General features: G+C 66.1%; 14 protein-coding genes. 6 read left to right on the top strand and 8 right to left on the bottom strand.

Translation table 11 applies throughout. From position 1 onward, the window contains the following. Positions 1 to 12 precede the first annotated feature (12 nt). Positions 13 to 495 carry a hypothetical protein gene (locus NN2_RS07710; RefSeq protein WP_063011699.1) on the bottom strand — a complete coding sequence of 161 codons (483 nt, stop codon included), beginning with the start codon at positions 493 to 495 and terminating at the stop codon, positions 13 to 15. A gap of 25 nt (positions 496 to 520) precedes the next feature. Then, positions 521 to 1,933, bottom strand: coding sequence for an amino acid permease (locus NN2_RS07715; protein ID WP_218022005.1), 1,413 nt, complete (start codon positions 1,931 to 1,933; stop codon positions 521 to 523). A gap of 184 nt (positions 1,934 to 2,117) precedes the next feature. Here NN2_RS07715 and NN2_RS07720 point away from each other — a divergent pair, with 184 nt between their 5' ends. The 4 genes from NN2_RS07720 to NN2_RS07735 all read left to right on the top strand — a co-directional run bounded on the left by NN2_RS07720 (position 2,118) and on the right by NN2_RS07735 (position 7,329). Further along, positions 2,118 to 2,879 carry an enoyl-CoA hydratase/isomerase family protein gene (locus tag NN2_RS07720; protein WP_218022006.1) on the top strand — a complete coding sequence of 254 codons (762 nt, stop codon included), beginning with the start codon at positions 2,118 to 2,120 and terminating at the stop codon, positions 2,877 to 2,879. A 9-nt stretch (positions 2,880 to 2,888) separates the two neighbouring features. After that, the gene (locus tag NN2_RS07725; protein ID WP_063011703.1) at positions 2,889 to 5,066 is read left to right on the top strand and encodes an acetate--CoA ligase family protein; all 2,178 of its coding nucleotides are present in this window, start codon (positions 2,889 to 2,891) and stop codon (positions 5,064 to 5,066) included. After that, on the top strand, positions 5,063 to 5,863 hold the full coding sequence (locus tag NN2_RS07730) for a crotonase/enoyl-CoA hydratase family protein (RefSeq protein ID WP_063011705.1): 801 nt from the start codon (positions 5,063 to 5,065) through the stop codon (positions 5,861 to 5,863). Before NN2_RS07725 ends, NN2_RS07730 begins: the two co-directional genes overlap by 4 nt. A gap of 95 nt (positions 5,864 to 5,958) precedes the next feature. Continuing rightward, complete coding sequence (locus NN2_RS07735) at positions 5,959 to 7,329, top strand: FAD-binding oxidoreductase (RefSeq protein ID WP_063011707.1); 1,371 nt, start codon at positions 5,959 to 5,961, stop codon at positions 7,327 to 7,329. A gap of 24 nt (positions 7,330 to 7,353) precedes the next feature. Here the strand turns inward: NN2_RS07735 and NN2_RS07740 are convergent, their stop codons facing one another. Together NN2_RS07740 and NN2_RS07745 are read right to left on the bottom strand one after the other, a co-directional pair. After that, positions 7,354 to 8,268 carry a MurR/RpiR family transcriptional regulator gene (locus NN2_RS07740; RefSeq protein ID WP_063011799.1) on the bottom strand — a complete coding sequence of 305 codons (915 nt, stop codon included), beginning with the start codon at positions 8,266 to 8,268 and terminating at the stop codon, positions 7,354 to 7,356. Between the two features lie 165 nt (positions 8,269 to 8,433). Next, positions 8,434 to 8,733, bottom strand: coding sequence for a hypothetical protein (locus tag NN2_RS07745; RefSeq protein WP_063011708.1), 300 nt, complete (start codon positions 8,731 to 8,733; stop codon positions 8,434 to 8,436). Between the two features lie 306 nt (positions 8,734 to 9,039). Between NN2_RS07745 and NN2_RS07750 the strand changes: the two genes are divergently transcribed. After that, positions 9,040 to 9,294 carry a nickel-binding protein gene (locus NN2_RS07750; protein ID WP_063011710.1) on the top strand — a complete coding sequence of 85 codons (255 nt, stop codon included), beginning with the start codon at positions 9,040 to 9,042 and terminating at the stop codon, positions 9,292 to 9,294. 115 nt (positions 9,295 to 9,409) lie between these two features. Here NN2_RS07750 and NN2_RS07755 read toward each other — a convergent pair whose 3' ends face one another. Continuing rightward, positions 9,410 to 10,063, bottom strand: coding sequence for a hypothetical protein (locus tag NN2_RS07755; protein ID WP_174553933.1), 654 nt, complete (start codon positions 10,061 to 10,063; stop codon positions 9,410 to 9,412). Between the two features lie 19 nt (positions 10,064 to 10,082). On the opposite strand from NN2_RS07755, the gene NN2_RS37660 reads away from it, so the two are divergent. Then, positions 10,083 to 10,256, top strand: a complete 174-nt coding sequence (locus NN2_RS37660; protein WP_167356733.1) for a hypothetical protein — start codon at positions 10,083 to 10,085, stop codon at positions 10,254 to 10,256. Positions 10,257 to 10,459: 203 nt separating this feature from the next. Here NN2_RS37660 and NN2_RS07760 read toward each other — a convergent pair whose 3' ends face one another. The 3 genes from NN2_RS07760 to NN2_RS07770 all read right to left on the bottom strand — a co-directional run bounded on the left by NN2_RS07760 (position 10,460) and on the right by NN2_RS07770 (position 13,638). Beyond that, positions 10,460 to 11,311: a carbohydrate ABC transporter permease gene (locus tag NN2_RS07760; protein WP_227462839.1), complete on the bottom strand. Its 852-nt coding sequence runs from the start codon at positions 11,309 to 11,311 to the stop codon at positions 10,460 to 10,462. After that, positions 11,312 to 12,166, bottom strand: a complete 855-nt coding sequence (locus NN2_RS07765; RefSeq protein ID WP_063011803.1) for a carbohydrate ABC transporter permease — start codon at positions 12,164 to 12,166, stop codon at positions 11,312 to 11,314. 116 nt (positions 12,167 to 12,282) lie between these two features. Continuing rightward, on the bottom strand, positions 12,283 to 13,638 hold the full coding sequence (locus NN2_RS07770; RefSeq protein ID WP_063011712.1) for an ABC transporter substrate-binding protein: 1,356 nt from the start codon (positions 13,636 to 13,638) through the stop codon (positions 12,283 to 12,285). Positions 13,639 to 13,783 lie beyond the last annotated feature (145 nt).

Below are 13,783 nucleotides of genomic sequence, written 5' to 3' on the forward strand. Positions count from 1 at the left end.
CCTGCGGGAGAGTCACGATCGGGGTCGGTCGGGGTGAGCGGCGCGCCACCTGAGCAACCCGGCGATCAGCGCGTCGACTTGGCTGCCCGACAGGATAACTGTGCCGCATCGCGCGGGTTCGGTGATCGAGAATCTGAGCTCGTCCTCCGATATCGCCGGTTGCTCGCAGCCGAGCAGCGGTGCTTCGGCCGCGATATACCCGTCGAGCATCGTCCCGATGTAGTAGGCGGGGTTGTCGTCGGGGCCGAAGGTGAGCCGACTGCCCAGCATGCGATCGACGATCGCGTGGATCTCGGGGATGACCTGTTCCGGCGGCCGGCCCGAATCGCGTGCGTGTTCCTCGATCATCGCAGCGAGCGGGCCGGTGGGATCGCTACTGGCGGAGACGATTTCATCGATACTGTGGCAGTTCCAGTCGATGTCGCCGTGCTCCATCCGGTCGGTGATTACCGACATCAGGCGGACTGCCAGGTCCTTGTCGGTGTGTCGGGGCATGCGGTCGGCCTTTCGGATACGGGTCTCACCCGCCGACGGTGTGGCTGGGCGTAGCGGAAGGGACAGATGTGGTTCGGCGATGTCGTTGATGGACCAACCCCGCGCATATCGCCGCTGCCGTCACGACTGTGGTCAGTGCCAGGGAGTTTCGCGTCGCGGAGGTGAAGGCCATGGCCGCCACGATGGTGACCAGCGCCGCGGCCACCAGATACGACAGGTAAGGGTGCCCCCACATTCGAACTCCGCGTTCGAAATCGACGTCGGCTCGCGCGTTGCGACGAGAGACGATTTGCGTGGCGCAAATGCAGAGATAGACCACGACGGCCACCGAGCCCGACGAGTTCAACAAGAAGGTGAACACCGCGCCCGTCGGCAGGAAGTAGTTGGCGCCGACCGCGACGAATCCCGCACTGGCGGCGGCGAGCACCGCCGCGACGGGCACGGCGGATGCTCCTGGGCGGCCGAGGAGCGCCGGCGCCTCCCCGCGCTGGGCCAGCGAGAACAACATCCGCGAGGACGAGTAGATGCCTGAATTGAGGCACGACAGTACGGAAGTGAGCACGATGAGATTCATCACCGTCCGCGCTCCGGGGAGCCCCAGTGTGGAAAGAACTGCGGTATAGGGACTCTCGGTGACCACGGCGGCATCCCAAGGCAGCAACGTGACCACGACGAGCACGGAACCCACGTAGAAAATCACGATACGCCAAGCGACACTGCGCATGCTGCGCCTGACCGCGCGGCCGGGATCGGCGGCCTCACCGGCGGCGATGGTGACCAGTTCGGTGCCGAAATAGGAGAAGAACACCGTCAGCACGGCCACCAGTACGGGGCCCCCGCCGCGAGGGAACAATCCGCCGTGTCCGAGCAGGTTCGTGGTGCCCGGTGAGCTGTGATGGGGCAGCAGCCCGAGAATCGCGGCACCGCCGATACCAATGAACAAGACGATCGCGGTGACCTTGATCAGCGCGAACCAGAACTCGAACCGAGCGAACGAGGTGACCGCGGTCAAGTTCACCGCGGTGAGGGCGGTCATGAAGCCCAGAGCGGCGAGCCAGGTGGGCACCGCGGGCGCGAGCTGGTGCGCGATCGCAGCGCCGGCGATCGCCTCGAAAGCCACTGTGACACACCAGTGGTAGGCGTAGAGCCATCCGACGGCGAGGCCCGCCCACGAACCCAGCTCCCGTGAGGCGTAGGCGGAGAACGAACCCGTGGCCGGGTGGGCGGTGGCGAGTTCGGCGAGCATCCGCATGACGAGCACCACCAGCAGTCCGGTGCACAGATATACGAGCACGATCCCCGGCCCGACGGCCGAAATCGTTGCACCACTGCCGACGAACAGTCCGGCGCCGATGACGCCGCCGATACCGATCATCGTCATCTGGCGGGTGCTGATGGCGCGTTGGAGGTTTTCCGACGTGGACAGCGAGGTGGGCACGGTGGCGCCTTCTTCCTGAACCTCTGGGCGGTGACCCAGGTAATCGCTTGCCCCCCTTATGAAACACGCCATTCCCACGGGATGCAAGAGAAGTTGCATAGAAACTGTTTTGTGCAACTATTGCTTGCAGCCGGCGTAGCCGTGCTCGAGCCGACGAAGGGACATACCGACCGTGACGACAGTGGTGACGACTCGATCCGACGATCTGATGACGCTGACCTTGAACCGCCCGGATCGACTGAACGCGGTCAGCGAGACGATGTACGAAACACTGATCGAGCAACTGACTCTTGCCGATTCCGCACCAGAGGTCCGCGCCGTCGTCATCACCGGCGCGGGACGCGCCTTCTGTGTCGGCGCCGACATGAAAGCCCACAGCTCCGGCACCCGCGACCGCTCCGACCGCGAGCGCTACCTGCTGCTGGCGCAGACAGTGTGTGAGCGGATACAGACGATGAACACCCCGGTAGTCGCCGCCGTCAACGGCTACGCGCTCGGAGCGGGCGCTGAAATCGCCGTCAGCGCAGACTTTCTCGTCGTCGCGTCGGATGCTCGGATCGGCTTCCCGGAGGTCGGCCTCGGCACCTTCGTGGGCGGCGGAGTCACACACCGCCTACCGCGGCTCGTGGGCCTGCGCCGCGCCACCGAACTGCTCTTGCTCGGTGAACGATTCAGCGGAGCGGACGCGCACGCGTGGGGTCTGGCGTATCTGGCGGTGGACAGTGGCAGCGTCGTCGCAGCGGCTCAGGCGCTGGCCGCCACGTTGGCCAGGAAAGCCCCGCTGTCTGTCGGCCGAATGAAACAGGCGCTGCGCCACAACGACTCTCTCGACGCGGCGCTCGAATCCGAACCACACCAGATTCTCGCGTTGATGCAGACGCGGGACTGGGCCGAGGGTGTCGCGGCTTTCACCGAGCGGCGCGCCCCCCGCTTCGAAGGAAAGTAGGAAAGCGCTGTGGTTCAAGCACATTCCGCATTGACCGCTGTACAGACCGCTCCCGCGCGATCGGCCCTCGCCCGCTTGTTCGAGCCGCGGTCGGTCGCGGTCATCGGCGCCTCCGCCGATCCTGGCAAACGCGGCTACCAGGCCGTTCGTGGACTTCAGGAGGCCGGTTACGCCTATCCGGTGTATCCGGTGAATCCCCGCGGCGGCCGCATCCTGGGTCTCGAGGTCGCGTCATCGATCGCCCAGCTTCCCTATGGCGTCGACGTCGCCCTCATCGCCCTGCCCGCCGCTGCCGTTCCCGACGCTCTGCGCCGTTGCGCGGCGGTGGGGATTCCCGCGGCGGTGGTGTTGGCCAATGGATTCGAGGAGACCGGTGCGGCGGGCGCGCAGGCGCAGACCGCATTGGCTCGAGCGATCGCCGAGACCGGCATCCGCGTCGTCGGACCCAACACGTCGGGCCTTCTCAACCTCGCCACGGGCGCGAATCTCGTTGGTGTACAGAATGTTCCGCCTGGTGCCATCAGCGTGATCACGCAGAGCGGGAATATGCTGCTGTCGCTGGTCAACGACCTTCGGACACTGCGGGGCACCGGAATCCACGCCTATGTCGGACTCGGCAACCAGGTCGATGTGAGCTACGACGAATGCCTCGCCGAACTCGCGCGTCATCCCGAAACCGGGGTGATCGCCATTCATATCGAAGGATTCACCGACGGGCGTGCGTTCCTCCGGTCCGCGGCGCAGGCGATCCGGGACACTCCCGTGGTGGTCCTTCGCGGTGGACGGTCGCAGGCCGGTCGGGCCACCGCGCGTTCACACACCGCATCCGTGGCCGGATCCGACGCTGTCGCCGCCGCCGTGCTGCGCCAAGCGGGCGTGGAATCGGCCGAACGATCCGACGAACTCGCTGTGCTCGCCAATGCCCTGGCCTCCACCCACCCGATGGCCCTCGGACGCGGCGTGGTCGTGCTGTCGGACGGCGGTGGACACGCCGCGCTGGCCGCCGACGCGCTGGCCGCCGCAGGTGTCGAACTCGCCGCCCTCGCCGACGACACCCGCGACGCACTGCGGCAACTCCTCGGCCCCGCGGCGGCGGTGTTCAATCCCGTCGATGTCGCGGGCGCCACGGACACCGATCCCGCTCTCTTCGCCGACGCGGTCGAGATCCTGACCCGTGATCCAGCGGTGGGGCTGGTGCTGATCGTCGGTATGTACGGGGGCTACCACCTGCGCTTCGATGCCGCACTGGCCGAGCAGGAGGCCGCCGCCACGGCGCGACTGCTGGAATGTACTGCCGCGCAGAAGGTTCCGCTGGTCGTGCACAGCTGCTACGCCGGTGAGCGGAATGTTCACCACGACCTGATGCGCGCCCGAGGGGTATCGGTGACCAGTTCCCTCGATCACGCGGCCCGTATCGTCGCGGCCCTGCGACGACGCGGCAGAATCCTGGCCACCGCAGCCCAGCGGTCGTCGTTCGCCCTGCCTCGTCCTGCACCGCGGCTGGTCTCGGATCGGCCGGTGCTCGACGAACCCTCCGCCAGAACCTTTCTCAGCCGGCAAGGCATCGATGTCGGCGAATGGACGGTGGCACCGACGATCGCCGACGTCGTCGTCGCCGTCCGGGAATACCGCCGGCCGTGCGCGTTGCGGATCGTATCGCCGGATGTGGTGCACAAATCTGACGTGGGTGGTGTGCGGTTGCATGTGGCGGCCGCGGACGCCGAGGCGACCGCCACGGCCATGATCGGGTCGGTGACCTCCGGCGTGCCCGGTGCGCGGATCGACGGGATCATCGTCACTCCGATGGCCGAGCCGGGCGTCGAGTTGCTCGTCGGCGCGATGCGTGATCCGGTCTTCGGACCTGTCGTCGCCTTCGGCAGCGGCGGGGTACTGGTCGAAGCACGGGACGACGTCACCTTCCGCGCCGCGCCGCTCACCGACGTCGAAGCCCTCGAGATGATCGAGGAAACCAGGGCGTCACGTCTACTCGATGGCCACCGCCACCTGGAAGCGATCGATCGGAAACAGCTGGCGCGCCTGCTGGTTCGCGTCGGCGCGATCGTCGCGGCGCACCCGGAGATCGCCGAACTCGATCTCAACCCTGTGATCGCTTCCGGCACTGCGATCCTTCCGGTCGACGTTCGCATCATTTTGTCCGACAACGACACCGAGGAGGCCGGACGGTGAGTGGGCCGGTGCGGATCGACCGCCGCGGTGACGTGGTGGTGTGGACTCTCGACAACCCGGCCACACGAAACGCGATCTCCGACCCCGAAACCATCGCGGCACTGGAGGACGCCATCGCCGAGGCCGACCATGATCTCGGCGTGCGCGTCGCCATTCTCACCGCGGCCGGCCCAGCGTTCTCTTCGGGAGGCAACATCAAGGACATGCGCGACCGGACGGGAATGTTCGGCGGCAGTCCGGCGGAGCTGTATCGCAATTACCGGCACGGCATTCAGCGCATTCCGAAAGCACTGTATTACTGCGAAGTTCCGACGATCGCGGCGGTGAACGGGCCTGCCGTGGGCGCCGGCTGCGACGTGGCGATGATGTGCGACATTCGGATCGCATCCACCGCCGCGACCTTCGCGGAAAGCTTCGTGCGAGTCGGCATCGTTCCCGGTGACGGCGGGGCATGGCTGCTTTCCCGCGCGATCGGCCCGGCCCGCGCTGCGGAAATGGCTTACACCGGCGAGCCGGTCGACGCGGCGACCGCGCTCGAGTGGGGCCTGATCTCCGCGGTTGTCGAGCCGGCGCTGCTTCTCGAATCGGCACACACCCTCGCGACGCGGATCGCGCGGCAACCGCCGCATGCGCTGCGGATGACCAAACGCCTGTTGCGTTCGGCCGAAAACCACAGTCTGGAAGGTATTTTGGATCTCTCCGCAGCGATGCAGGCCGCGGTCCACCACACCGCCGACCACGCCGAGGCCGTCGCGGCGATGCTGTCCCGCCGAGAACCCCGGTTCACCGGGACGTAGTCGATGATCCGTGAAATGTGTTGTTGCCGTTGCCTTCGGTGAACGCCTCAGCAGAGGTAAATGGCTCAGCGGACGCGAGTAGGAGAATCGGCGGGGTGCGAACCCTGGAACTGGTGGACGAGTTGGCGGCGATCGTCGGTCGAGCCCATGTGCTCACCGATCCGGACGTCGTCGCCGGACACGTAGTCGACTGGACCGGCCATTGGGTAGGGAGCACCTGCGCCGTGGTCCGCCCCGCCGACACCGCGGAGACCTCCGCGGTCCTGGCGGCCTGCCACCGGGCCGGGGTCGCCGTCGTTCCGCAGGGCGGAAATACCGGCTTGGTCGGCGGGTCCGTTCCGATGCGGGGCGAGTTGGTGCTCAGTACCGCTCGTCTCGACGAGATCGAGCGCGTGGACCCGATCGGCCGCACCATCGCCGCAGGTGCCGGCGTGACCGTCGCCCGAGCCCAGCAGGCCGCGCGCGCCCACGATCTCGACCTGGGAGTCGATCTGGCCTCGCGGGATTCGGCGACGCTCGGCGGGATCGTCGCTACGAATGCCGGCGGCATCCGCATGATCAAGAACGGCAACACCCGTCATCAGGTGCTCGGACTCGAAGCGGTGCTGGCCGACGGCCGAACAGTCCGTCGCTGGAAGGAATTGACCAAGGACAACGTCGGATACGACCTGCCCGGGCTGCTCGCCGGCTCGGAGGGCACGCTGGCGGTGATCACCCGCGTACTCATGCGGCTGGTCGTTCCGCCGCGGGAAACGCACGTTGCGCTCATCGGCGTCGGCACCGTCGGCGTCGCATTGCGCCTCATAGCCGAAATACAGCGTGCCGGAATCACAGTGGAGGCCGCGGAACTGATGACCCGGGCCGGTATCCATTTGGTCCGCACGCACTGCGCGCTTCGACCACCGCTCGCTGCCGACCCCGCGTACTACCTGCTGGTCGAGGTGTCGGGCCGGCCGGAAACCCAGGCAGCGCTGTTCGACGTGCTGGAAGCCGCCGGACCGAATGTGCTCGACGCGGCCGTGGAGCAGGGACCCGCGCATCGGCTCTGGCGGTACCGGGAAGGACACACCGAAGCGGTGAGCGCCGAATCATCCACTCCGCCGGTGAAACTCGATCTGTCCACCCCGGTGCGGGAAATCGAGCCGTTCCTCTCAGCGCTCGGCGAGGATCTCGCCGAATCGGCTCCCGCTGTGCGCGCGATCTGTTTCGGGCACCTGGGCGACGGCAACATCCACGTGAATCTTCTCGATGTCGCCGCCGACGACCGCGATGCGGTGACCGATACGGTGCTGCGGCGGGTGGCCCTCCACGACGGCAGCATCAGTGCCGAGCACGGAATCGGGCGGGCGAAGGCTCGATGGATCGGGCTCGGTCGCAGCGACGTCGATCTCGACATCATGCGGTCGATCCGAGCTGCCCTGGATCCGGCACGACTGCTCAACCCGCACATTCTTCCCGCGAAATGATCTTCATTCCTGCCGAGAAGTTGCTCAGCCGCGAGCAGACGTGGTCCCACTGCGGTAGATACCGAAACTGCTCAGCAGGTTCTCTTCCTCCAGCAGAGTCGATCGAACGCTGTGACCGAGGGTTTGGGCGACACCGGCGGCCAACGCCTGTGCCAAAGCGGTGAACGCGGTCATCGACCGGAGCACCGAGGCACTGGACGCATCGACGAGAAAACAATCGTGGGCGGTCGTCGCCAGCGGAGACCCGGCGTTATCGGTCAGCGCCACCACGTGCGCACCGCGGTCGCGTGCCCACTGCGCGGCGCGCACGGTATCGGTGCTGTAGCGATGAATGGAGATCGCGACGAAACAGTCGCCCGCACGCACGCGGCGCAGTTCGTCGGTGAGCGAGCCGGCCGCACCGTTGATGGTGTGCACATCCTCGCGCAGCATGCCGAGCAGATATCCGAGCAAGTAGGCCGGGGCATGAGATTTACGCAGACCCAGCACGTGGACGTGGGCATCGCGTGCCAGGTGTTCGACCACGCGGTGCCAGGTCGGCTCCTCGATACGGGCGAAGGTGCGGGCGATGTTCGCCTGATCCAGCGCTGCGGCCTGTTCGAGTACTCCGCTGCCGACGTTTCCGAGCTGCTCCATGCTGTCGAAGCGGCGCAGCAGTTGCGCCTGCTCCTGCAGATGTTCGCGGCACAGACGGATCAGCCCCGGGTAGCCCTGCAAGCCCAGGCCATTGGCGAACCGAACGACGGTCGCCTGGTTCACCCCGACCGCGGAGGCGAGCTCCGAGACGGTCATGAACGCGACGGTCTCGGGATCCGACATCACGCGCTCGGCGAGCTTGCGATGCGAGGGCGACATCGAATCCAGACGCCGGCGCAGTTCGGCCAGAAGTTCGTCGAAGCTCGCAGGGCCCGACGTCGACTGCTCACTTGTGGCGGCCATGGTCGCTCCATTCTCCGAACTGTCCGGAGGGTCGGCGGATCCGGACACCTGAACTCTAATGGGCCGCGGTGCAGCTATCGATCGCCGTTCGAGGCCGACTGCGGTCGCACCGCCAAGGTGGGGTCCGCCGGCGGGCTGGAGCGAAAGAGGTTCTGCCGCCGGGGATCAGGAGGCCGGCTTGGGCTGGGAAAGGTCCTTGATACCGGTGATCGCCGTGATGATGTTGTCGATGGTGGAGGTGCCGCCCTCGAGGGCCGAGCTGCCGGAGTCGAGCATGGCCGAGCCCGACGACAATCCGGCGGAACCGGAGGACGAACCGCTGTCCGCCGAGCCCGTGCTCAGCTGCGCGGGGGCGGTGGTGCCCGAGTCGGCCGAGGGTGCGGCCGCGGAGGCGATGGCGACCGGGCCGAAGAACAGCGCGGCGGCGGAGAGGGTGGCGGCAGCAAAGATCTTGCGAGAGACCATGTACGGGAGTTCCTTCCACAGATGAATAACGATGCCATCACGGCGCGTAACCCAAATATATGAAGGTGAAATGTGTAAATCCACTTTCGTTACTGTGTGAATGGTCACGGTTAACAGCTGGCGAACTGCGCCTTTCGTGCAGATCTCGGAATTGATCTTGCATTCTTTCCGTTAATTACATGATCAATTCTCCGGGCTTCCGGCCGATGCCTCGAATCGCGGTCCGCGGGCTGTCGGAGGGATCACGTGCGGCGTAATCTACGTCACATCGCCACTCGGCGTCGCCCACTCGACCAAGGAGTCCTGATGGTCCTCTTCATCGACGTGCACGAACATCTGCCCGAAGGCACGACGGTGCGGGACGTGGCCGCCGCTCATGCCGCCGACGTGGCGATCCAGGGAGATTACGGCGTGACGTACCAGCGCTACTGGGTCGACGAAGCGAGCCACACGGCGTTCTGCCTGGTCGATGCCCCGGACGCGGATACCGCGATCACCGTCCATCGCGAGGCGCACGGGCTCGTTCCCGACCGGATCTACCCGGTGGTCGAGGGCGACTGATCGTCTCCGCCGGAACGTCCACGCCCCGGCTCGGTCGGCCCGCGGCGTCCGAACGAATGCGGCTGAGATCGCCCGCGTCCTTGTGCCGACGCCCGGTACTTCGGATATCGGTGCGTCAGCGCCCGAAAACGTTCACTTCGATCTCACCGCCGAGGCGATAGCCCTCGGACAGATGCAGATTGTCGCCGCTCCAAAATCTGCCCGGGTCGTACCAATTCGGGCGCTTCTCCGGCAGCAATCCCATCGCTTGGTAGGTCAGGGCGACGATTTCCGCGCAGTAGGCGTTCTCCAGGCCGGCTTCGGTTTCGCGGTGCTTCGAACGCTTCGGTCGCGGTATCCGGCCCCGGAACCACCGGCCGGCCAGCGCGCTTGTCGAGGGAAAAGGCATGCCGTCCAGCCGTGCGACCGTCCGCAGGGCCGCATCCTCCATCTCGGGTGTCACAGGGCGATCGAGCTGGCGCAGCCAGGCTTGCTGCCCGTAATCATTGGTCCAGCGCAGGACCGCGGCCTGCAGGTCGTGCAGCTGGGCGCCGCGATGGTGGTTGCCGGACCAGACATCCGGCAGCGCCCGGCCGAGTTCGGCATGCCAGATGAGGGCCGGCAGGTCGTCGACGACCACCGCCATGCCGACATGGTTGACCGGGCTGTTGGTCAGGCCCCGGATCGCGCGATCGGCGCCGGAATGTCCACGGAACAACCACAAGTCGCCCGTCCGCGTGAGTTCGACCGCTTCATCCAAACCGATACTCGAGGGCGCTTCGCGTGGCACAGCGACTAGCCTAGGCCGTATGCGGTGGTGGAAAGTACTCGGCTTGGCAGGAGCCGCGGGTGTCGCGGCGACCGGAGTGGTCATCGTGCGCTCCGAGCGCAAGCGCCGGGCCTACACCCCGGATCAGGTCCGGGAGCGCCTGCACGCCCGCCTCGGCGACCAAGCCGAGCCGATCGGCGACGGCGAGGACTGATCCGGGACGGGAAGCGTTCGCCCGCAACAGTTTCCATTCCGTGGGCGCGCAGTGGTGAGCGAACTGTTCTTGTCGGAAGAAAGCCCCAGTTCGTAGGTCAGTAGTTACCGCCGGGCGGGTATTCGGAGAAGAACTGCTGCAGGAACGGGGTGGCGGCGTCGAGGCCCCACCGGACAGCGCCGAGTGGGCAATGGGTGACCAGGTCACCGCCCACCCAGTCCCGACATCGCAATCCCTCGCACGAACGACTTCTGCGCGAACGCGTAGATCACCAGCATCGGCGCCACCATCAGGATGGAGGTCGCCATGAGGATCGGCCAGTTGGTTTCGTACTGGCCCTGCAGGCGCACCAATCCCAGTGTGAGCGTGGAGATCTCGTCGCGCTGGATCATCACCAGCGGCCACAGGAAGTCGTTCCACACCGTCACCCAGGTGAGGACCGCGAGCACCATCACCGCCGGGCGGGCGTGGGGGAGCAGAACGCGCCAGTAGGTCTGCCAGACCGAGCAGCCGTCGAGAATGGCGGCTTCCTCCAGTTCGACCGGCAGGGTGATGAAGAACTGGCGCATGAGGTAGGTGCCGAAGGCGCTGCCGAACAGGCCCGGCACGATCATGGCCAGGGGGCTGTCCACCCAGCCGAAGGTGCGCATGAGGATGAACTGGGGGATGACGGTGACGGTCGCAGGGACCATCAGGGTGGCGAGGTAGGCGACGAACAAGACGTCGCGACCCTTGAACGGCAAGCGGGCGAAGGCATATCCGGCCAGCGAGCAGAAGAACACCTGACCCGCGGTGACACAGCCGGCGTAGAGCACGGTGTTGAAGAAGATCCGCCCGAACGGCATCAGGTCGAAGATGTCGCGGTAGTTCGACCACGCCGGGTGGGCCGGGAGGATGCTGGTGTCGGAGATGTTGCCCTGCTTTTTCAGCGAACTCGACAACGCCCACAGCAGCGGAAACAGCGCGCACCATGCCATCGCGACGAGCACCAGGTACAGCAGTATCCCGCGCCCGGTACGGCGGAGAACGGCACGATTCGCGGTCGCGGTCGCCACCTAGGCCTCGCTTTCGTAGGCATCGCCGCGGGTGAATCGCAATTGGAGCAGTGTCAATGCCAGCAGGATCGCGAAGATCACCCAGGCGAGTGCACAGGCGTAGCCGATGTCGTCGAAGGAGAAAGCGTTCTGGTACAGCATGATTCCGAGCACGTACGTGCCGGTTTCGGGACCGCCCTTGCCGCCGGTGAGGACATAGGCCTGATCGAACACCTGGAACGAGTTGATGACCGTGATGACGAACGCGAACGCCAGCGCGGGCCGGATCAGCGGCACGGTGATCGAGCCGAACCGGCGCACCGCTCCGGCGCCGTCGATACGGGCGGCCTCGTAGATGTCGGCCGGTATGCCCTGCATGGCGGCGAGCAGGACGACGGTGACGAAGGGGACGCTCTTCCACACACTGACCAGGCACAGCGAGACCATCGACCACCCGGGGTCGGTGAGCCACGGGACCGGACCGATGCCGATCCAGCCGAGGGCGGTGTTGAGCACGCCGTAGTCGGTGCTGAAGGTGAGCCGCCACACCACGGCCATCGCCACGGTCGAGGCGACCAGCGGCATGAACATGATGCTGCGAAAGATGCCGATACCCTTCAGTTGTCGATTCAGGGCCGCCGCGACGGCGATACCGATGGCGATGGTCGGGATCAGCGTGCCGACGGTGAAGATCACCGTGTTGCGCAAGGCCACCCAGAACAGTGGGTCGTGTGCGAAGAGCCGGCGGAAGTTGCCGATACCGATGAACTTCGGCGGACTGAACAGATCCCAGCTGTGCAGGCTCAGATACAGCGTGAACACCAAGGGGAAGGCCATGAACACCGCGACCGCGATCAGGTTGGGGGCGATGAACATTCGGCCCGCGGCGGCCTTGCGCCGGCTCAGCGGTGAGCGATGGTTGCTCACTGTGCCCGGTGAGGTCCGGGACACCTGCACCCCGTCGGCACAGCGAACCGCTGTGCGATTGTCGCTCACTGCGCCTCCAGGAGGTCGTTGATCTGCCGGGCGAGGCCGTGCTTGAACCACTCCGCGGAGGCGGCGCCGCGGAACACGTGGTCGTATCCCTGCTGGATCACCGCGTCGACACGTGGCCATGCGGGTGTGACCGGCAGGTTGTTGGCGTGGTCGCCGCCGTGGAACACCTCGAGGTTGTGCACCTTCGCATGTGCCTGCGCGAACCCGTCGGAGCCGAGCGCCGATTTCAACGCGGGAACGAACAGTCCCGATTTCGCGATGACCGCCTGACCGACCGGCCCGGTGGCGAATTTGACGAATTCCCAGGCCTGCTCCTTGCGCGGGCTGTCTGCGGCGATGGACAGGCCGGTGGTGCCGATATCGGACCGCGCGGCGGTACCGCGCGGGCCGACCGGTAGCACCGTGACGTCGAAATCGAGGTCTTCCTGGCCGGCGTAGGTGCTGTACATCCAGTGCCCGGACAACGCCATCGCGGCTTTGCCCTGGGCGAACATGTCCGACGAGGAAAGCGATTGCTGGAATTCGATTGTCGGCATCACCCGGTGCTTGGTGGACAGGTCGGTGTAGAACTGGACGCCCTCGATGAAGGCGTCGTTGTCGATGTTGGTGCGGGTCGGGTCGACGGACGGGGTGAACCATTCGATGCCGTTGTTCATCCCGAAGCAACTGGCGGAGTAGTAGACGGTCCAGGGATCCACGAACCCCCATTGGATGACGTCGCCGGAGCTGTCACGTTTGGTCAGCGCCTGTGCGGCGCCGAGGAATTCGTCGAAGCTCCAGGCATCCTCCCAGCGTGTGGGCGGAGGTGCGAGTTTGGCGTCGGCGAAGAGTTTGCGGTTGTAGTAGAGGAAGATTCCGGCCCACTGCTCGGGCAGCGCGTGCTGCGCGTTCTTGTAGCGGAACGTGTTGTACAGGGGCATCGAGCTGTCCTGCTTCAGCTCGGCCGCGTACACCGGGTCCTTGTCCAGGATCGTGTCGAGATTTTCGAAGATGCCGCGTTCGGCGAGGAAGGAATAGGACAGATCCCACGACATCAGCACGTCCGGGCATTTACCGCCCGCACAGTAGGTCAGGATCTGAGTCTGTGGATCAGGGCCGGACATCTGAGTCCGGATCTTGATGTCCGGGTGCAGCTTGCGAAACTCGTCGATGATCTCGAGCCGGACCTTCGCCTCGTCGGGTTTGGCCTGGAAGAAGAAGGTGAGCGCGTCGTCGTTGTCACCGCAACCGGCTATCGAGGGCGCGGCCGCCGCCGCCCCGGCCGCCGCCGCACCCCGCAGGAGCGTGCGCCGGTCGAACCTTCGAGTCGATGCCACCCGCGCCCCCGTTCGGCTGCAACAAGCGAACTTCATTGCAGAAGAACGTAATACCGCGGGGGCTGATTCGTCTGGAAAATACGCACGAGACCGGCCGCACGTGCCCTCCCGCTCGTGACCGGGCCGGGGCAGCCCGTGGACATGCGGGCAGATTCTCGACAATCCCAGGTGGGCAAACTCT

It is taken from the genome of Nocardia nova NBRC 15556, assembly GCF_001613005.1.
GTDB lineage: Bacteria > Actinomycetota > Actinomycetes > Mycobacteriales > Mycobacteriaceae > Nocardia > Nocardia nova.

Coding starts and splice junctions, on each gene's coding strand:
- NN2_RS07765 (WP_063011803.1), bottom strand. CDS start 12,166: ATGTTCATCGCCCCCAACCTGATCGCGGTCGCGGTGTTCATGGCCTTC.
- NN2_RS07740 (WP_063011799.1), bottom strand. CDS start 8,268: ATGGCCGCCACAAGTGAGCAGTCGACGTCGGGCCCTGCGAGCTTCGAC.
- NN2_RS07750 (WP_063011710.1), top strand. CDS start 9,040: ATGGTCCTCTTCATCGACGTGCACGAACATCTGCCCGAAGGCACGACG.
- NN2_RS07745 (WP_063011708.1), bottom strand. CDS start 8,733: ATGGTCTCTCGCAAGATCTTTGCTGCCGCCACCCTCTCCGCCGCCGCG.
- NN2_RS07710 (WP_063011699.1), bottom strand. CDS start 495: ATGCCCCGACACACCGACAAGGACCTGGCAGTCCGCCTGATGTCGGTA.
- NN2_RS37660 (WP_167356733.1), top strand. CDS start 10,083: ATGCGGTGGTGGAAAGTACTCGGCTTGGCAGGAGCCGCGGGTGTCGCG.
- NN2_RS07770 (WP_063011712.1), bottom strand. CDS start 13,638: ATGAAGTTCGCTTGTTGCAGCCGAACGGGGGCGCGGGTGGCATCGACT.